This window comes from Cyanobium sp. ATX-6F1, from assembly GCF_047395825.1.
Classification (GTDB): Bacteria; Cyanobacteriota; Cyanobacteriia; order PCC-6307; family Cyanobiaceae; genus ATX-6F1.
Genome location: NZ_JBCEBF010000003.1, coordinates 738,835 through 757,915, shown reverse-complemented (window position 1 = coordinate 757,915; position 19,081 = coordinate 738,835). Strand labels below are relative to the sequence as shown.

Sequence of the window (19,081 nt, the reverse complement as noted above, 5' to 3'; positions counted from 1 at the left end):
GATGGCGAAGCCGTTGCGTGCTGGTGTTCTCCCGCACGGAGGTGGAGAACGACTTGCCCCATTGCAGCGGCACCGCCAGCCGCTACTCCGCCAGCAAGGCCGGCAGCGGTTACCTCGTAAACGCCTGACTCCACAACGACGGCCTTCCGGTGGTGATCCTCAAGGCGGCGGCCGGTGAGTTGATCCAGCTCTATGGCGACGGCCAGAACGTGCGCGACAGGCTGAATGTGGCCGACCACGTGAATGCCCTGCTGCTGACGGCCACGCAAGGCACTCTCGGACGGGCTTACTTCGTGGGAGGCCATGAGGAGCGAACCAACAAGCAGGTGTTGGAGGCCATCTGCGCTGATCTCGATCAGCTGGTGCCGGAAGATGCACCCCGCAGCCACCTGATCACACTGGTGAAGAATCGCCCCGGCCACGAGTGCCGCTCTGCCATTGACCCGACGCGCATCAAGGATGAGCCTGGCTGGCAGCCGCGCCACAGCTTTGAAACGGGCCTGGCGGCCAAAGTGCGCCTGTCTCTGGAGCACAAGGGGTGGTGCAGCCAAGTGCGTGATTGGGGTCGCTAAAGTGGCTATCGCCTGGGGGTACTGGCGGGTGAGAGCTGAGATGAGTGAGGCACTCCCAAGTGATGTTCCGCGATGCGTGAACTTGGGGGTGACCAAGGCGACCGGCTGGGGTTGACTTCTATGGGCCAACAAGCAGCACGCAATCAGCAGCTGATGGACTGATGCAGTCACCTCTTCCGAGCCAAGCCCTTGCGGGAATCAATCCTGAATTCCTGCGTCGAGGATCGGCCACCAGCGGCCTGTTGCTGGTGTTGTTTCTGCTGCTGCACCTGGCGGGGGTTGCCCTGGCACCATGGGCTCCTGCACGGTTTGAGAGCTACGCAACCAGCCTGCATAGCAGCGGCTGGCTGCCACTGGCGGAAGTTGTGTTGCTCGCGGTAGCCCTGCTTCATCTGGGCCTGAGTGTGGCCCGTTGGCTGATCAACCGCCGTGCTGGTAACACCGCTGTGCTGCGCAGCCGCCGCGTCGGACCTTTGGCCCCAGTGGCAGCGTTCGCGGCCCGCAGCCAGGCAGCAGGTGGCATGGCCCTGTTGGTTTTCATGGCTGTGCACCTCGCCCAGCTGCGCTGGCCACGGCCAATGGCTGGTTCTGAACTGGCAGCCCTGCAGTCCGTGCTGGCGAGCCCATGGAGCTTGGCGCTTTATCTGGCAGGGGCTGTAGCGGTTGCCCTGCACCTGTTCCATGGCGGCGAAGCGGCTCACCGCAGCTTGGGGCTGCTCCAGGCTGCCAATGGCTCCCTCATCCGCTCGGCAGCACGCCTGCTGGCACTACTTGTTGGCGGCGGTTTCATCGTGATCACCATTCTCCTAGCTGTGCCGGCGCTAGCGGGTGGAGGGGCCTGATGGGAGGTCTGCCCGATCCGCGCCTTCCCGCCGGCCCGCTGGCCGGTGCCTGGAGCCGCACCCGCGAAAACCTCCCCTTGATCAGCCCGCTGCGCAAGCGGCAGCTGCATGTTTTGGTGGTGGGCTCGGGTCTGGCCGGTGCTTCGGCGGCAGCCACCCTGGCCGAGCAGGGCTACCGGGTCACGGTGCTCACTTATCACGACAGCCCGCGTCGGGCCCATTCGGTCGCCGCCCAGGGGGTATCAATGCGGCCAAAAACTACGCTGGCGATGGCGACAGCGTGGAGCGCCTGTTTGCCGACACCCTGCGCGGCGGCGACTTCCGCGCACGTGAGGCCGGCTGCATGCGCCTGGCCGAACTGAGCGGCGGCATCATTGATCAGGCCGTGGCCCAGGGTGTGCCGTTCGCCCGCGACTACGGCGGCACCCTGGCAACTCGCAGCTTTGGTGGGGCTCTGGTGAGTCGCACGTTCTACGCCCGTGGGCAAACCGGCCAGCAGCTGCTCTATGGGGCTATCGGGGCGCTGCTGCGCCAGGTGGCAGCCGGCCGCATCACCCTGCTGCCTCGCCGCGATGTGCTCGAGCTGATCACGGTGGATGGGGTGGCCCGGGGGTGGTGGCCCGCCACCTGCTCAGCGGTGAGCTGGAAGTTCACACGGCCCAGGCGGTGGTGCTGGCCACCGGCGGCTATAGCAATGTGTTTTTCCTGTCGACGAACGCGCTCAAATCGAACGCCACGGCGATCTGGCGGGCCCACCGCCAGGGAGCCTTGCTCGCCAATCCCTGCTTCACCCAGATCCACCCCACCTGCATCCCAAGCGGCGATCCCGGCCAGAGCAAGCTCACGCTGATGAGCGAAAGCCTGCGCAACGATGGGCGCATCTGGTTGCCCGCCATCGCAGGCGACAGCCGCCCGCCGGAGCAGATCCCCGAGGCCGAGCGCGACTACTTCCTGGAGCGCCTCTACCCCCGCTACGCCAACATGGCCCCACGTGACCTGGCCTCCCGCCGGGCCCTTGAACTCTGCAACGCTGGCCATGGCGTAGGGCCTGGCGGCCGCTCGATGTATCTGGATCTTCGTGATGCCATCAACGAGCAGGGGCGCGGCGTGATCGAAGAGCGCTACGGCAACCTCTTGGAAATGTATGAGCGCATCAGTGGCGCCGACCCCTACGCCACCCCTCTGCGCATCTATCCGGCGCCGCACTACACCATGGGCGGGCTTTGGGTGGACTACCAGCTGATGAGCTCGATCCCGGGTCTGTTCGTGCTGGGGGAAGCCAACTTCTCCGAACACGGCGCTAACCGCCTTGGCGCAAGCGCCCTGATGCAGGGCCTGGCCGACGGCTACTTCATCGCGCCCGCCACGGTGACGGCCTGGATGTCTGGCCATCCCACCCCTGCAATCGGAGCCGAGCACCCCTCCTGCCGCGAGGCGGTGGTTCGAGCCCAGGCCCGTATTAACAGCGTGCTGGCGGTTCAAGGCCAGCTTCCGGTGGACCGCCTTCACCGGGAGCTGGGGGCGCTGATGATCGAGCGATGCGGCATGAGCCGCACGGCCGAGGGGCTGCAGAAGGGACTGGCGGAATTGGCCGCGATCGAGCAGTGCTTCCACGGCGACGTGCGGGTGCCCGGGGCAGCGGAGGGCCCCAATCCGGAACTGGAGAAGGCACTGCGGGTGGCGGATTTCTTCGGGCTCGCCCAGCTGATGCTGCGCGACGCCCTGGCCCGGGAGGAATCCTGCGGCGCCCACTTCCGCGAGGAGCACCAGAGCGCCGACGGCGAAGCCCGCCGCGACGACGCCCGCTTCGCCCACATCGCCGCCTGGGAGCACCGGGGCGATGACAGCGAGCCGATCCGCCACAGCGAAGCGCTCACCTTCACCGTTCTGCAGCCCAGCGCCCGTAGCTACCGATGACCACCTCCATCTCACTCACACTGCGCATTTGGCGCCAGGAGGCAAGCGAGGTCGCCGGTGCCTTCCAGAGCTACCGGCTAGAGGCCGTGAGCACCGATCTCTCCCTGCTGGAGACACTCGACCAGCTCAACGAGCAACTGGTCGCTGCCGGCGAGCGACCGGTGCAGTTTGAGCACGACTGCCGCGAGGGCATCTGCGGCAGCTGTGGTTTCCTTGTGAATGGCCAGGCCCATGGCCCCCAGGCCGCCACCAGTGTCTGCCAGCTTTACCTGCGCGAGTTCGCCGATGGCGCCAGCCTCACCCTGGAGCCCTGGCGGGCCCGGGCTTTCCCATTGATCCAAGACCTGGCGGTGGAGCGCGCCGCCCTCGACCGGCTGCTGATCGCCGGTGGCTACTGCTCGGTGAACACGGGCCAGGCGCCGGAAGCCAATGCCATCCTGGTGGGCCAGGAGCAGGCCCGCTCGGCCTTCGAAACGGCCACCTGCATCGGCTGCGGTGCTTGTGTGGCCAGCTGCCGCAACGCTTCGGCCAGCCTGTTTGTGGCTGCCAAGCTGGTCCATTTGGGCCAGTTGCCGCAGGGGCAGCCGGAACGGGCGCGCCGCATCGCCGCCATGCAGGTGGCGATAGCGGCCGAGGGCTTCGGAGGTTGCAGCAGCCACCTGGAGTGCGAAGCGGTGTGCCCGCAGCAGATCTCGGCCGACTGGATCAGTTGGATGCACGCAGAATAAAAGTTTTACACTCTAGAGAGTACTTTCGTATACAATGATCCAAAAGCCTAAATTCACAGACATGCACTCCTTGGCACCCAAAATGAACGAGACCCTGCTCACATGGAGAGAATTCGAAGTCTATTCTCAAAGAATGCTTGCCGCAACAAGGGCCGCGTGCTCAGCCTACAGAGAAATAATCAGCATCGGCGAATTTGAATTCTACTGCACTAGTTGCAGAGCCTTAGTCAAGGCAAAGCCAACAACAGACTGGAATCTGAGAAACTGCATATTATGCCCCCAATGCGGCCTGTCAGGCAGAGAGCGACACTTGCTAGATAATTTAAAGTCACTATCAAAGAATATGCGAAGCAGCAATATATCGATTGCATGTTTTGAAAGCATAACGCAGTTTGCAGATGTAATTAGGAAGCTCTATCCAGGCGCCCACATGTCCGAGTTTATAGACCAGAATGCCAAGCCGGGATCAATTCAAATAATAGAAGTACTGCGCGCAGAGTGCATACATCAAGATATCACCAACACAAGCCACGAAGACTCGTCGATTCAGATTATAATACACAGAGACGTCTATGAGCACATCCCAAATATAAAATCAGCCCTAAAGGAAGCGCACAGGATTCTAGCATCGAATGGGTACATGATATTCACTATGCCTCTATATGATAGACAACAGACAGTGTCAAGATGCGAGATCATAGATGGAACGCTCAGGCATCACTTACCAGAGGCTTACCATGGCAACCCCCTCTCACCCGATGGATCACTTGTTTTTACAGATCCAGGCATTGATTTTTTTGAAACATGTGAGTCCTCAGGCTTTGCTATAGAGTTGTTTCTTGGCCTTGACATTGCCAAGGGATACTTCCCGGATTGCAATCCATATGATATATATCACTCGTGGAATCTATGCTTTATACTTAGAAAAGCCTAGGCTAAAACCAAAACCTATTCATCTCAAATGAACAAGCACATCCAAGAGCTTCACGAAAAAGGATTCACCGTTCTACGAAAGTGCATCAGCGAAGATGCAAGGAAAGATGCCTTAGCAGCATATGACTATATCTGCGCTGAACGGGCTGCAGAAGCACTAGCTACATCTAAAGCCAACGGCAGAAACTCCCGCCTTGTCAACTCACACCTCGAATCAGAGAAGATTTCCTCACTATTCTTATCCAAGAGTCTTCTTGACACATGCGACACGTTTTTTGGGGGCCGTAGAAGCGCTATTTATACATCTTTATTCTTTGAGGAGGGGACCAAGCAACCGCTTCACAGAGATGCGCCAGTATTCTGCACATTCCCAGAAAATTTGTTCCTTGGATGCTGGTTTGCGCTAGAAGATTCACGCATCTCTAATGGCGCCTTAATGGGGATTCCCGCATCGCACAAGATATTTTACGACGAGCTGAAAAAGAGATATGAAATCGGAGTAGATAGACTTAAAGATTTGCCTGACATCCCTTACAGCGATAATGTTTCTTGGAATCAATATCAAAACTACGTTTACGATTCTTGTAGCAAGATTGGACTTGCTTGTGAGCCAATTGAAGTAGATGCATGTGACGTGGTGGTATGGCATCCACTGTTCGTGCATGGGGGGCTTCCGCATACTTCAGATGCAACCCGCAAGTCGATTGTCATGCATGTGATCCCAGAGGAAGTTGACGTACATGGATCGTATCTTTTCTTTAGCCCATACAAGACTTTTGCCCCAAGGCGAATGGAGTTTATAAGCATTGGAAGCTCAGAAAGAAAGATGAAGACTGAGTGTGTTCACTTTGGAAAAGATGCATAGAGATGCCACACGGTATGCCCACTGATATATCATTGTTAATCGACAATGGAGAGCTTAGGGACCTAGAGGTTGACAACTACTTGCCTGAACGCATACGCTTAATTGATTTTGAATATTACAGAACAGCTACCCATTGTGGCGACAAGCCAGACTTGCTTCACCTAAGCAGGCAAGAGCTGCTGCTTCATAATATCCGACGAGGAAGATTAGAGGGAAGAGTCTACAATCCACGAATTCTGCAATACCTAGATTCAGGTTTTTATCGTTCAGCCTACCCAGAGCTTGATCTTATGGATAATGCTCATGCACGGAAACATTGGCTTTATGATGGAGCTTTTCAGATGAGAGCTCCTAATTCAGTCACGAAGCAGATAATGGAGTCATACATACACCTTTTTCAAATGGGAAAGGTTGGATCTAAGTCTATTGAAGAGTCATTGAGGATGGCGGGTCATACCAAGCAAGTAATGCATCTTCATTTTGCAAATGAGATGATTACTACATATCCCGACTGCTATTATTCATATCCAGAGATTATAAGGGATTCGTCTAGTGATATTTTTTTATCACAGGAGTTCGCGAGCCAATTAGTCGTATTCTCAGTGGATGGATAGAGTCAATCAAAAGCCATGCATCGTCAATGAGCCTAAGTTATCTAGAGGATTTACTAGATGACCCCATCAGTCTTGAGATGAGCTTGGAAAGAGAGTTAGGTACAATAGCCGATTGGTTTAAACACAATTTTTACTGTGGACTTGATGTTTACTCAAAGCCATTCAATCAAGAAAGAGGATTTGCGATTGTATCAGGGGCGCGTCACAAGGTTCTTGTATATACAATTGATAAACTTGATGGCCTTTGGGGCGACCTGTCAGAATTTTTGGGGCTTGACCTTAAATGTACGAGGATTAATGAAACGAGGCTTAAGGGATCTAGAGAACAAGAGCTTCAGAGCAGGATAAGGATGGTTAAGTTATCACAGAAAATCATAGATAAAGCATTTGATAGTAAATATGTCAGGCATTTCTGGAGCACTGAAGATATTATAAAATTCAAGGGACTGTATGCAGATCTAGACTAAAGTCAATAGGATAATATCCATACAGTGTAGGTGACTATGCTTTCTAGTTTCCTCGTGTCGATAGTAGCTCGTGATTCCTTCATCAGTGATCATTTTTATCAAGCCTTGCCAAAGTTATTGATCACTTTAAAATAAGTATTGCAAACTCAGGCAAAAGATCAATGAATTCGTTATCGAAATTTGAAGCCTCAGATTCATTCCTTTTGCAATCTAGAGTAGTAGGGTCTCTCCCGCAGAGAGGAGTTCGTTCACCCAATGACGTCGCTATCTCAAGCGGAGATCAGTTATTTCTCTATGGTGGCTCGAATAATTACTTTAAATCTTACGACGATGATCCTATTTTAGCTACGACTAAGGCTGATTATTGGGTCTATGCAATTGAGAACTGGAATAAGTTTTGCAGATCTCACGGCATCTTATTTGCATCTCTAGTAGTTCCTAATAAAGCAACTATTATTCCATATGCATATCCTTGTTCTCTGCCAACTCACATAACACCAGTCCTTAAGAGACTGCTTGATTCTGCTAATAAGTTAATTGTGTGTCCCATAGATGACATGAGGCTGTTGAACAGAAGATGCTCAGTTTATCGACTACTTGACAGCCACTTGTCCGAGTTTGGTAATACTGTAATTTTTAACAGAATATTGAAATTTCTAGATATTAGCAACGAATTTGAGTTTGATGCTCAGGTCGTTGAAGTCGCTAATAGTGGTGATCTAGGCGCTCATTTTAATTTAAGTAGCACATTCGAATTGGTAAAACGAATCCAGATAAGAAATGAGCTCAGCATATCATTGGATATCTTATCGGAGCCTATTGGATCACATACAGGCCTTGCATATGACGTAGTGAATAATGAAGCATTAGTTGACAAGAGTCTATGCATTTTTGGAAACTCGTTCATTGATAGGCCGCATGGATGGGGTCTTGCGCCATATTTCTGTAGAATATTTCGGAAGGTTCGTTTTTGCTGGGAATCAGCATTTTACCCTGAACTAGTCGAAGACTTTAAACCTGATATTGTTATTTTTCAGACTTGTGAGCGTTTCTTACAGAGAGCTCCGGGCAAGAAACCATATGGTCATTACCCTCATATCGTTATGAATAGTCAAAGCCTTAATCGTACCTTTTTTCAAATCAAGCAGCCTACCATGATGATACATCCCACTCTTGTTCCTGAGTCTAGTGATTACTTAATAGCTCCAACATTTGATTGTAAAATTTATCTTAAGTCGATCTGTCTTGGGAATTATGGGCCTAAAAATCCATTTTGTCTTTTTAGCCTTGCACAGCTCAATAAATGGGAGATGCCTAGTTCTAATGAAATTCATTGTGTTTGCTTGGAGTCGAGACAGTTTCAGCGCATAGATATATGTCATTTCACGCAGAAGTATATAGATAATGGTATCATAGAGCTGTTGCGAAGCTCAGTGAGCCCAGGTAAATGGGAGATATATAGCTTTTATCCACGTTCTAACCAAGCATTTGAGCTTGCTGTAGGCGTAGTCATTCCTTCGTCATCAAAAGATTTTAAATTGATTCTAAAGTGTGATGGCCGTTTACCAGTCGATCAATTCTACTATCATGACGAGAACCTAGGTCAAGCTCATTGGTTTATGCCTGAAAATAATGTAGTTGGTGCAACATATAATTTTGAGAATATGCCAATGGATCCATATCTGTCATTTACATTGCAAGTTGAGGATGCTTCCTCGGGTGATATAATTGATTATATGCCCATAACCATTCATACAAATTCTGCTATGCTTGACTGCTTGCCGGATTTAGCGAGAATTCGCAGGGTAGCTGGCCCTAACGCGAACGCATGTATGTTCCTGAATAGTGGACGAACTAGCTATGATCGACTAAAATATATAGCAAAAAAATACGGGAAGGACATCGAAACAGATAAAACATCAATCCTTGACTGGGGTGTTGGTTGTGGTAGAGTAGCAATGCATATGGCCCAGCATAAAAACTTGACTCTACAGGGTATTGATATCGATAAGGATAATATTGAATGGTGTTCCAATAACTTACTAGCCGGTATCTATTCGTTTGTAGATCCTTTCCCGCCAACTGTCTTAGAGAGTCAGTCAATAGACTTGATTTATTCTTGTTCTGTTTTGTCGCATCTAACGCAATCAGCTGCGGACGCTTGGATGCATGAGTTAAAGCGGATTCTTCGGAACGGCGGAATTGCTTTGCTTTCATTTAATGGGACTTCTAATACGGCTTCATATCTCTCTAAACGGCCAGAAGAGTTTTTGAATGTAATTCAAGATTCAGGCTTCTTCGATGGTGATACTTGCAAAGAGCTTGATGGATATATACCGGATAGCAGCTACTACAGGGCCTCATTTGTAAACGATGCTTTTTGGGTTAATCTTTTTCAGAAGTACTTCAATTTGTTGGGAATAGAGTACTCAGTGGTTTCCGGGCATCAGCATATTGCAGTGTTGACTCATTAGTATTAAGTAGAGATGAGCCATCTTGGTGCTATCTAGAGTATGCCCTTGTTCTCGCTAAGCGTTCCGGCACCTTCAGCGTTTGATATTACTATCTAACGATAGACTATGATAACAAGCTGTCTGAATTGATCTCTTTCTCGTAGGTCCAGGTATTGACTTGATTGACTATCTTGGGAGGCTTCTTAATTTTGCCTTTGCTTTTATAATAGGTGCAGTTGTCGTCTAAAACAGATTTATTCTGATCGAAGGATTATCATGATGCACTGATTTCAGAAGAGAATGAGGCACGAAGCCATTGGCGACACGCCAATTCAAGAGCGGAAAGCTTGTCCGGATCGCCGCTAAGCGAATACACTAATTTATGAATTTGCTGCGCTTCTTGATAAATAGACTTGGGCCTAGAAAGATTGCGATTAATAACACTTTTATCGTGTCTCCTATGATAATTTAAAGGCCTTGAGTGAAACGCAATTGTTCCAAGTTGTGCCAGCCGAATATATGTTATCCAGTCTGCTGAATACCTATATGAAAGCAACTCTGGCCAATCAATATCGATTAGCTTCTCTCTCGAGAGCAGGCAGGCACTTGAGTTTGGAATCACATTTGTAACACCCAAGAGATTTAAAATAAAATCATTACCGCCAAGCACAAAGTCAGATTTAAATATTTGGCCATCTATGCCAGCAATGCCAGCAAAGTAATCAAAATACGTGGAGCCAACCCTCCCCAACGCATCAGACATATAGCTTTGGCAATAGATAATTGAAAGGTTTAAGGCGCTATTCAAGGATGCCGCACTTGCCAACTCTTGAACTAAGATTGGTTCGCAATAATCATCTGCTTCGGCAAGCCAAACATACTGGTAGCTGGCCGAATCGATACCTTTCTTCCACTGGGCAGCAACTGAGCCTGTATTGGCCTCATTCGCAAGTATTTTAACGGCAATATCAGCATCGATTAATATGCTTGTTGCATAGTCTAAGCTACCGTCTCGCGAGCAGTCATCCAGGAAGATAATTTCATCAACGGCCTTAGTCTGTGCAAGAACAGAAGAAAGCCTGCCACCTAAATACCTTTTATAATTATAATTTGGTATGATAGCCGATACTGTGATGGGATTCCCAGTAACAGATAAGGGCTTGGCGCTAAATGAGTGCGAATAGTTTAGAAGGTTTTCAAGATAAAAAACATAGTCAAAATTAGAGCGTGCAAATTTGTGGTTATCTTCAAAGGCTAATCCATCATCAAGTCGCCTCTTGATATACAGAATTGCTTCACTCATCAACCTCTCATTCATATACGGCACAAGCAATCCTCTTTCTTCATTATCGAGTAGCTCTACAAATCCACCCGCCCCCTCAAATCCGATCACAGGTAGGCCTGCATCGAATGCTTCCATTACGACGCTTGGCAGCGGATCTTCTCGACTCGTAAGGAGAAAGATATCACTGGATAGATAGTGCTCAAATGGGAGTGGAAGATTGCCGGTGATAATGATTCTTTCTTCCAGTCCCATATTTGTGATATCCGAGCGAATATAAGATTCGATCGATGGGTCGAGCCTGCCCACCCAAACAAACCTTGCTTGACCAATTTGAGAAATAATATTCTGCGCAACACGAATAAACACATCTATACCTTTGCGGAAATCGGCAAATCCACAGGCCATAACAACAAGATCGTCATTTCCAAATCCAAGCTTTGTTCGAAGCTCGCGCCGCACCGTATGTTTGTTTTGATAGCTCTCGTTGAAATTAATTCCCTGTGGCAATACTCTTGAATATGATAGAGCAAGCTTGAATTCTTTTTTTATTTTATCCCTTACATAATTAGTAGAAAAAACAATATCATCGGAATGCGACGCAATTTCGTAGAGGTTCTCTTCTAGCTGATAGGACCGAATCAGGCTTGGAAGCTCATGAATCAAATTCGAAACTTTAAACCCATTATCTTTAAGAAACTTGGTGTGTAAGCCCGTAACTATAGTATTGAGAATTGCATGGCCATAGCCTCTAGCCCTGAGTTCTTGAAGAAGAGCTGACAGCTGTGCTTGATCTTTTGAAAAGCCTTCGCTAAGCACTGTTGTTGGTGCTAGCTTCTTATACGCATCGACCAATTCACCGCCATTCAAGAGGACTACATAGACTTTATTTCCCATCTTCTTGGTCAGATTTCTGACCATGCTTAGAAGGTTGATTTGTGCGCCATGCATGTGTGCATCATGGCCAAATACAACAATATTGTGCTGCCCGCGCTGGCCAATTCCTCCCATGGGGAGTCCGTTTTTATAAGACGTGAACGGCTCAATCCATTTAGCTTGTTGGCTAGCCTCAAGAGTCGCATTGAGCAGAGCATAGCCAAAATGCTGATCTGGCTCAAGTGTGCAACCTTCTGCCCACTCATTCCAGGCATTAATAAAGACGAAGCTTTCACTGTATGGGTTCAGATCGTCTCGTGAACAATAGTCGATGCATGATATAAGCCAATCTTGGTATGCCTTAACTGAAAAATTGGCGTAGATGTGCGCAGTTTCCATGCGCCTTGCGGTATTATCCCAGGCGAGCATGCAGCCCTTGTAAAGTAGATATGGTTCTTTCGGCCTGATTGAGCCACATTGTGAGTAGAATTGATAATCACGGATTTCACCTGAGAAGCTAGGATCTACACCAAGCTGTTGCCTCTCCTCTTCGCTGAGCTCTCGGCAGTAGGTCAAACCTTGGTGCTTATGGGGAACACAATGGGGTGGGAACTCAACAGCGGCATCGAACCCCCAGGGCGTGGGATCATCAAATCCGAAACTCTGTACGGCGCAGACGTGAAGTTCTCCTATGCCGGATGTTCGTGCAAATTCACGCCAGTCTTGAACAGTTTCCTCTGGGCTCTCTAGTTTTTGAGCACAGTAGATTAATAGTAAAGGCCGTCCGTCCACACGAATGTAGTTCTCATTCTTAAGCGCTGGCTCAAGATCACGAATAAATGCCTTGGTTCCTTCCAAGCTCTGGTTGGCCTCTACCAGCACCTCTCCAGACATCCCATCCCAGCTTCTCGTCCAGGTTTCGTTCACCCAGCAGATGCAAAACGGGAAAGGATCCGTCTGCCCGTCCATCAGCATCTCAAGGGGCTTCTCCAGCAGCTTCTTGCCGTTGAACCAGTAATAGTAGAAACAAAAACCATCAATGCCATATCGCCGTGCTAACTCAAACTGCTTATTCATCGTGGCTGGCACCCGAAGGTCGTAAAAACCCATCGGTCCCGGACGCCTCGGTTGCCAGTGCCCCGGGAAAAAGGGCTTGGCGCGCGACACGTTGGTCCATTCGGTAAAGCCCTCTCCCCACCACTCATCGTTTTCAGGAATCGGGTGAAACTGTGGCAGATAAAATGCCAGCTTCTTCACAGTGATTGGCCGTCTTGGCAGGATCCCCTTGTCGTAGACATCCCCTGCCGTGGAAGGCACATCGGCGATGGAAGCCGGTTCGGTAGAGGGCTTGTCTACGGGCGTAAATTCCTTTGCACTTATTCCCTCCTCACTGCGTAGGCGCAAGGCTTGGATGAACTGTTTTTCGACGGCACTGAGGCGGGGATAGTGGTGAGATTCCAGCGCTATATCAGTTTCAGCTTTGGCCGTTCGTGGTGAGCCAGTTTCGACTGCAAGCCATGCCTTGAGAATATGGGGCCATACTTCCGTGGGATGGCATAAGCCGAAAGCACTCACCAGAGCCTGGGCAGCATGAAGATCAGAGCCCTCAATCAACTGCTTCCACCTCTGCCACCCAAAGGCTCAGATCTGCCGGGTTAGAGAGAACAGCCTGATTCGCTGATGCCACGTTCAACTTCATACGTATAAGCAAGGTTAGCTTGAAAATTCTGAGTGCCCCTACATCTCCAGCACCTGTCGCGCCACTTCTACTGGCAACGCCTGCCAGCGAGCCACAACCCGCAAAGAACTGCCTGAGCCCAATCGCTCCAGGCTCTCGGCTGGGATCGCCAGCAGCAGCCCTGGATCACCATCCCCAGCAAGCACCAGCCCCTCAGCTAGCACCCGGGTATGGGGATTAGCACCATGCCCCGGTAGATCAGCAGCTCCAACACCCCATTGCCAGAGGCTCTTCCCTGCTATGTCGCGCAGCTCCAGCTGTTGCAAGCTGATCAAGCCAGGCTGCTCGGCCAGATCCAGCCGCAGAGCCTTGGGTTGGGCCGCTGTGTTCGGCAGCACAAACACCACCTCAGCTTTGCTGCGCTCCATCACCACCGCGCGCCTTTGGGAATGCTCTTCGCAGAAGCCACCGCCGGCCCTCGGCTCCCAGAACAATTGCAGCATCGCCCGCTGCGATCCCAGACGTAGTAGCGCCTGCATCCGCTCCTGCAGCTCCAGCCTGGCCCGATCCAGCAGCTCCTGCCTTTCCATAGCATCCATCGACCCATCGCTTAGCGCCCGATACACAGCAGTAGCCAACTGCAGCAGGCCCCGGGTTCCCACGTCCGCAGCCACATCCAGCGGCTTGTTGGCGTGGTTGAGCTCTGGCCGGATCCAGGCGCCCTGCAGCCCAGCCAATAGTGGTTGCTCTGGCAATCCTGCCAATCGCTGGCAGCTGCTCACCACAGCCGCCGGATCCTTCAACAGGGCCTCGTAGCTCACCACCAGCCGTGGCTGCTCACGGCTGTGCAGTTCCGCCTCGAGGGTGTGGCTAACCCACAGCAACAGGGCCCGATCCAGCGGCAACTGATCCCTTCTGCCACAAAGACGCCGCCACGGCTTCCGGCCGCCGCACCACCAGCAGCACCTGCACCACCAGGGCACGGCGCTGCAACAGCTCGCTCCACAGCGGCATCAGCCTGCATTGGCGGGGATCCTTCACCACGGCCACCCCATCGGCGGGGATGCCGGCGAAATCCTCAGCCAACGCCTCCTCCAGCTTATCGATCGCAGGCTCGATCGGATCTGGCAGCCAGGACAGTAGCGGCAGCAGCGGATCCTCCCAGCTGCTCTCACAGGAGGCGATCAACCCATCATGAAAGCGGCGAACATGGCGCGGTTCCCAAAACCCGGTTGGGTTGTTGACATCCCCAGGATCCGGGTTGGCCGGGGCGACAAAACCCGCCTGCCCTAGCAGACCCGCAAGCGCCGACGTGCCGGAGCGATGCATCCCAAGCACTAACAGCAGCCGGCGGGGCCCGTCAGCCCCCGGCAGAGGCATCCCGCCATTGGCTGCAAAGTGGCTCAGATCCAATCGCGCAGCGGTTTCTGCCAGGCCAGCCAGCGCCAGGGCTTCCCTGAGGCTCACCATCACCACCTGGCGTTTGGCAGCGACCAGGGCACCGCCACTGGCCCCCCGCTTCTGCGCCTGCAGAAACGCCAACGCAGCCTGCTGCTGCTGTTTGCCCTGCTCCGGCCCCGGCTCCATTGTGTGCAGCAAGGCCTGCCCGTAGCGCAGCCAGGCCCCAGCATCGGGACTCTCCAGTGGGTGGGCTTCAATCACCGCCTGCCAGTTCCCGCGCTGGAAGGCGTCCCGCGTCATCGCCAGCTTCTCTGCTGTGTTGCAACAGCCTAAAGGCATTGGCTCTGCTGAGCTTGTGGTGGCCAACCTGCAGGCGCATCGGAAATACGCTTGCTGCCTAAATAGTATTTTCGTACTAAGCCGTGATTTGTCTTGGGGATGCGATTTGCCGCTTTGAGGCACCGGAGCTCATAGCCGCAAGGCTCATGCGAAGCAGCAGCGGTGATCCACCGCTTTGATGATGTGTTCTGGCCGCGGAGCAGCGACACGGACGCACCCTGCCGGTGCACAGCGGCACAAGCTCAGGATCGGAGAGCGCTGCCTCAGCGCTGCGTTGTCCAGCCCAGAAGGGCGCCCATCTGCGTCGTCACACCATTGCCGTCGGCTGTCGACAAGGCGCCGAGTCTCTTGAGGATGAAGCGTTCATCCAGGCTGAAAAGCTTGAACCGCACTAGGCAGGGCTGGGGCAGGCCAGCCGCCTCAAGATCGTTGATCGGCCAGTCGAGAGGCCACTGTGATTGTTTCGCCGAAGTGACCATGGCCAGCAACAGATGGCCCGTGGAGCGTTGAAAGCTCGGATCCGAAAGGACAACTGCGGGCCGTCGTTTCTGAGATGTGCGGTCTGTGAACGGGAAGGGCACCAGCAACACGCCATGGCGTTCGATCGATATCACAGCTCGCCAAAGCACTCATCGTCTGCCGCGCTGCACCATTCCTGCAGATTGTCCTCCAGCCCCCGCAGGTAGGCCAGATCCAACGGAGCGATCGCCCGCACCCGCACCGAGCCATCCTCCAGCATCCAGCTCAGTTGATCACCCTGCCGCAGCCCAAGGGCCTCTCTCACGGCCTTGGGCACGGTCACCTGGCCCTTGGCCGTGAGCGTGGCCACCTCCACAGATCGCCCGGTTGCCCCCCTATCTTTGCCACACCTTGACCAGTCGCAACCCCTTGCATCCTACGGGCAAGGCGTCCTTACGGTAAGGAGTCGCCTGCGGCAACCCAGGCCCTTCCCGTAGCCCAGCCAGGGCCAGGCATCCTGACTCTCCAGTGGGTGGGCTCCCATCACCCCCGCGCCAGCACCCGTGGAAACACGGAAGCGCGATTGATGGTACTGGCGTGCTATCGGCTCATCGGGCTTGGCTTGGGGTCGCTAAATTGATTGAAAGCGCATCTGCGGCATCACTATCGGCGCAGCAGCCCCTCCTCGATCGCCAGGCCCTTGCGACGCTGATCGCGGCTGTCCTGCTGATCCTGATCCCGTCTTTCACCAACGACTCCTATGGCGATCTCCCCCATTTCGGCGCCCTCGCCATCAATGACAAGATCGGAGTGGGTCTCCACGTTGCCGCTGTGGCGGCGGTGTTTGGCGACGTTGAACTGGCGACCCGTCTACGACATCGAGCAAGAAACCGAGAGGTTGAGGCAAGAGAACGCGCTGCTGAAAGAGAGCAACGCCAGAATCGCGCGCTTCGAGCAGGAGCTCTTTTCCTCCTCGAACCCAACTCCCTCTACCGGCGATTCCTCGCCTACATAGCCACAGAACTGGCGTCATAACCGTCAGCTCACCGACAGATCATTCAGCACCGCCAACAGCTCTCGCTGATCTTGCGGGTTCGCAGGCTTCACCAGGGGCCGGCCACCGATGCTGAGCAGCAGCCAGGGCGCCGGATCCATCCCTAGCTGCAGATCCCAACCATTCAGGCCTGGCCGCAGAGCCAGCTGCTGTGGCTCCCCTCCGGGCTCCAGCTGCACCTGCACGGCAGCTTCTGACTCCAGCAAGCCCTCCTCTGGCAAAAACAGCTGCAGGCGCAAGACTTCAGCCTGTCGCGCCTCCCCCAGCAGCTCCAGCACCAGCCGGCAGGGTGTTTCCAGCCAGCCATCGGCATGCAGGCCGCTGCTGCTGGCCAACACCCGCAGATCCTCCCGATCCCAACCCGGCAGCGCCGGCAACCGGGGCATCTCGCCCAGCGGTCGCTGCGGCAACTGGCTGGCCTCCGCCACCTGCAACCACCCCGGCGGGAGGGCCGCCCCCGCCGGCGGCTCCCCCACCAGCGCGATCGCGTTCAGCAGCGGCCCCACCAGATGCGCCACCAACCAATCCAGCGGCCACTGGGGCTCCAGCACCAGCGGCGCCCAGCCCCGTTGTTGGCAGATGGCGATCGCCTCTGCATTGGGCTGCAGCAGCAACGCCAGCGGTCGCCCCCGCAATGCCACATCTGCCGCCAGCAGCCAAGGCAGGCCCGCTGGGGGGTGCTGCGTATCCAGTTGCTGTTGCCAGCGTTGCTTCAGTTGCTCCAGGTTGCGGGTCTGGTGCTTTTTGAGGCCTTGTTCCGCTTGGCGTGAATGGCTCAGCCCTTCCAGGTGCAGGATCCTCGCCTGCGGTTGCACCAGCACTGCCTGGCCGGCCTCCGAGGCCCGCAGGCACAGGTCGGTGTCTTCGCAGTAGGCCGGTCGGTAGCGCTGATCGAAACCGCCCAGCTCGTTCCAGAGGCGGCGGCGGATCGCTAGCCCACAGCCGCTCACATAATCCGTCTGACGCTCATCGGCCAGGGCAAACCACTGCTCTGGCCCGAAGCCCCGGCCGTGGTTCCACACCTGGCCGCTCGCCCACACGATCCCCCCACCTCCTGAGGCAGGCCATCGGCTCCCCAGAAGGCAGCCCCCACAACCCCGGCTTCCGGATGGCGCTGGAAGCTCTCCATCAGCCGATCCAGGGCGTGATCGCCCACCAGCGTGTCGTTGTTCAGCAACAGCAGCACCTCGCCACGGGCCTGTTGGGCGGCTGCGTTGCAGGTGTCGAGAAAGCCCTGGTTCCGCTCGCTGCGCCAGATCCGTAGCCAGGGCAGTTGCCGCCCCAGCTGGGTGGTGGCATCGCTGGAGGCGTCATCGGCCACGATCACCTCAAAGCGCGTGGTGTTGGCCGCCACCACAAGGCTGCGGAGGCCATTCAGCGTGATCGGCCAGTGGTTATGCACAGGAATCAGCACACTGATGGCCGGGGGCTCTGCGCTGTCTGCCGGCACCAGATCTGCCGGTGGAGGGAGTGCCTCCAATCCCCGCAGGGCCAGGCCGTAATACAGCGCTCGGAAGGCCCCTTCCGGATCGTGGGCCATGCAGCGCTGGGCATCGGCCCAGCCCGGTCCACCCGGCAGCAGGGCCGCCAGATCCAGATCGGCAACGTGCTCAAGGCGGCCCAGATCGGCCACGGCTGCACCGCCTTCTCCGATGCAGTGGGTCCAGTGGCGCAGCAGCGGTTGCCAGGCCAGCGGGTCGCGGGCCACCGCTAGCGCTGCGCTTCGATCACCAGCACCCCCGGCAGATCCGAACCGAGAATTCCATGTTTCCAGCTGGCCAGGTGGTGCATCACGACATCACTGAATCCGGCCGTTTGGAGTTGATCGATTAAATCCCAGCCCGGGATGCGGTAGACCAGCGATCCAGCCTCGGGTCGGATCGGATCTCCATGGAACTCGGCCTCGGTAAGCAGTTCGTCGTGGCCGCTCGCCTCATTGAAGCGGGCCTTGACAATCGAATCCTGCTGGCCAAAGGCCATGGGGCAGGTGGCGATCAGCCGCCCGCCGGGTCGCAACACCCGGGCCATCTCTCGGAAGGCCAGATCAAGATCCCTGACATGCTCAAACAGTTCATTGCAAAGGATTAGATCGAAGCTGGCATCCGAATAACTCAGGGCGCAGAGGTCTTCGTTGTGGATGTCAGCGAAGTTGTTTTCGGCGTCGTTGAGGAACTCACTGCAGGTGAGATGTTCATCCCCCAGGTGGCGTCTCATCCAGAGGGCAAAGCCGGTGAGAGCCTCCACCAGGTACACATCCAACTGGCCCAGAGCCTCCAGCGAACCGTAGCTCTGCTCCAGTACGCGCAGCACAGCCCGGTTGCGGCTCAGGAGCCCGTTGGCGATCAGCGATTCCCGGTAATTGGGGCCCTGGATTGTGATCGCTTCCGGCGGGATGTGTTCACCGCTCAAGGGCTCCAGGATCCCCAGGGCTTGGGTCACCTGGATGCAATCCTCGATCAGCCCCCTGCTGCAGGAGGCTCATCAGATTCGGCTGGAATTCCGCAAAGCTGGCGTAGGTGCGATGGAGTTCATGCAGGCTCAGCACCCCCTCGCTGGGCATCAGGGTCGAGCGCTCAGGAGCCTGTGCCATCAATTCCTGAG

The 19,081-nt window shown here is 54.5% G+C and carries 17 protein-coding genes and 1 pseudogene; 9 read left to right on the top strand and 9 right to left on the bottom strand.

From position 1 onward, the window contains the following. Positions 1-149 precede the first annotated feature (149 nt). From AAF143_RS15985 to AAF143_RS15950, 8 genes and pseudogenes are all read left to right on the top strand, one after another. Complete coding sequence (locus AAF143_RS15985) at positions 150-572, top strand: GDP-mannose 4,6-dehydratase (protein ID WP_315859642.1); 423 nt, start codon at positions 150-152, stop codon at positions 570-572. Between the two features lie 161 nt (positions 573-733). Next, entirely contained in the window at positions 734-1,414 is a 681-nt protein-coding gene (locus tag AAF143_RS15980) for a succinate dehydrogenase (protein WP_255009976.1), read from the top strand. Next, positions 1,414-3,331: pseudogene (locus AAF143_RS15975) on the top strand (fumarate reductase/succinate dehydrogenase flavoprotein subunit). The gene AAF143_RS15980 and the pseudogene AAF143_RS15975 overlap by 1 nt, the downstream one beginning before the upstream one ends. Continuing rightward, entirely contained in the window at positions 3,328-4,059 is a 732-nt protein-coding gene (locus AAF143_RS15970; protein WP_255009979.1) for a succinate dehydrogenase/fumarate reductase iron-sulfur subunit, read from the top strand. The pseudogene AAF143_RS15975 and the gene AAF143_RS15970 overlap by 4 nt, the downstream one beginning before the upstream one ends. Before the next feature lie 82 nt (positions 4,060-4,141). Further along, positions 4,142-4,993, top strand: coding sequence for a methyltransferase domain-containing protein (locus tag AAF143_RS15965; protein ID WP_255009981.1), 852 nt, complete (start codon positions 4,142-4,144; stop codon positions 4,991-4,993). A 27-nt stretch (positions 4,994-5,020) separates the two neighbouring features. Beyond that, positions 5,021-5,857, top strand: a complete 837-nt coding sequence (locus AAF143_RS15960; RefSeq protein WP_255009983.1) for a phytanoyl-CoA dioxygenase family protein — start codon at positions 5,021-5,023, stop codon at positions 5,855-5,857. A gap of 640 nt (positions 5,858-6,497) precedes the next feature. Beyond that, positions 6,498-6,938 carry a putative capsular polysaccharide synthesis family protein gene (locus AAF143_RS15955; RefSeq protein WP_414027365.1) on the top strand — a complete coding sequence of 147 codons (441 nt, stop codon included), beginning with the start codon at positions 6,498-6,500 and terminating at the stop codon, positions 6,936-6,938. Between the two features lie 608 nt (positions 6,939-7,546). Further along, complete coding sequence (locus AAF143_RS15950) at positions 7,547-9,412, top strand: methyltransferase domain-containing protein (RefSeq protein WP_255009987.1); 1,866 nt, start codon at positions 7,547-7,549, stop codon at positions 9,410-9,412. Between the two features lie 253 nt (positions 9,413-9,665). Here the strand turns inward: AAF143_RS15950 and AAF143_RS15945 are convergent, their stop codons facing one another. From AAF143_RS15945 to AAF143_RS15925, 5 genes are all read right to left on the bottom strand, one after another. Next, complete coding sequence (locus AAF143_RS15945; protein WP_414027364.1) at positions 9,666-13,163, bottom strand: glycoside hydrolase family 99-like domain-containing protein; 3,498 nt, start codon at positions 13,161-13,163, stop codon at positions 9,666-9,668. A 123-nt stretch (positions 13,164-13,286) separates the two neighbouring features. Beyond that, the gene (locus tag AAF143_RS15940; protein WP_414027363.1) at positions 13,287-14,111 is read right to left on the bottom strand and encodes a hypothetical protein; all 825 of its coding nucleotides are present in this window, start codon (positions 14,109-14,111) and stop codon (positions 13,287-13,289) included. Beyond that, on the bottom strand, positions 14,098-14,928 hold the full coding sequence (locus tag AAF143_RS15935; RefSeq protein ID WP_414027362.1) for a hypothetical protein: 831 nt from the start codon (positions 14,926-14,928) through the stop codon (positions 14,098-14,100). Before AAF143_RS15935 ends, AAF143_RS15940 begins: the two co-directional genes overlap by 14 nt. A 302-nt stretch (positions 14,929-15,230) precedes the next feature. Continuing rightward, positions 15,231-15,554 carry a type II toxin-antitoxin system PemK/MazF family toxin gene (locus tag AAF143_RS15930; protein ID WP_261359053.1) on the bottom strand — a complete coding sequence of 108 codons (324 nt, stop codon included), beginning with the start codon at positions 15,552-15,554 and terminating at the stop codon, positions 15,231-15,233. Between the two features lie 23 nt (positions 15,555-15,577). After that, on the bottom strand, positions 15,578-15,796 hold the full coding sequence (locus AAF143_RS15925) for an AbrB/MazE/SpoVT family DNA-binding domain-containing protein (RefSeq protein ID WP_255009995.1): 219 nt from the start codon (positions 15,794-15,796) through the stop codon (positions 15,578-15,580). 266 nt (positions 15,797-16,062) lie between these two features. Between AAF143_RS15925 and AAF143_RS15920 the strand changes: the two genes are divergently transcribed. Beyond that, complete coding sequence (locus AAF143_RS15920) at positions 16,063-16,461, top strand: hypothetical protein (protein WP_255009997.1); 399 nt, start codon at positions 16,063-16,065, stop codon at positions 16,459-16,461. A gap of 3 nt (positions 16,462-16,464) precedes the next feature. On the opposite strand, the gene AAF143_RS15915 is transcribed toward AAF143_RS15920, so the two are convergent. The 4 genes from AAF143_RS15915 to AAF143_RS15900 are packed head-to-tail and all read right to left on the bottom strand — an operon-like array spanning position 16,465 to position 19,070. After that, the gene (locus AAF143_RS15915) at positions 16,465-17,520 is read right to left on the bottom strand and encodes a glycosyltransferase (protein WP_414027361.1); all 1,056 of its coding nucleotides are present in this window, start codon (positions 17,518-17,520) and stop codon (positions 16,465-16,467) included. Then, positions 17,427-18,188, bottom strand: a complete 762-nt coding sequence (locus AAF143_RS15910) for a glycosyltransferase (RefSeq protein WP_414027360.1) — start codon at positions 18,186-18,188, stop codon at positions 17,427-17,429. The genes AAF143_RS15915 and AAF143_RS15910 overlap by 94 nt, the downstream gene beginning before the upstream one ends. Before the next feature lie 2 nt (positions 18,189-18,190). Continuing rightward, a complete protein-coding gene (locus AAF143_RS15905) occupies positions 18,191-18,919 on the bottom strand; it encodes a methyltransferase domain-containing protein (RefSeq protein ID WP_414027359.1) in 729 nt (242 codons plus the stop codon). Further along, positions 18,879-19,070, bottom strand: a complete 192-nt coding sequence (locus tag AAF143_RS15900) for a hypothetical protein (protein WP_414027358.1) — start codon at positions 19,068-19,070, stop codon at positions 18,879-18,881. Before AAF143_RS15900 ends, AAF143_RS15905 begins: the two co-directional genes overlap by 41 nt. Between the last annotated feature and the right edge of the window lie 11 nt (positions 19,071-19,081).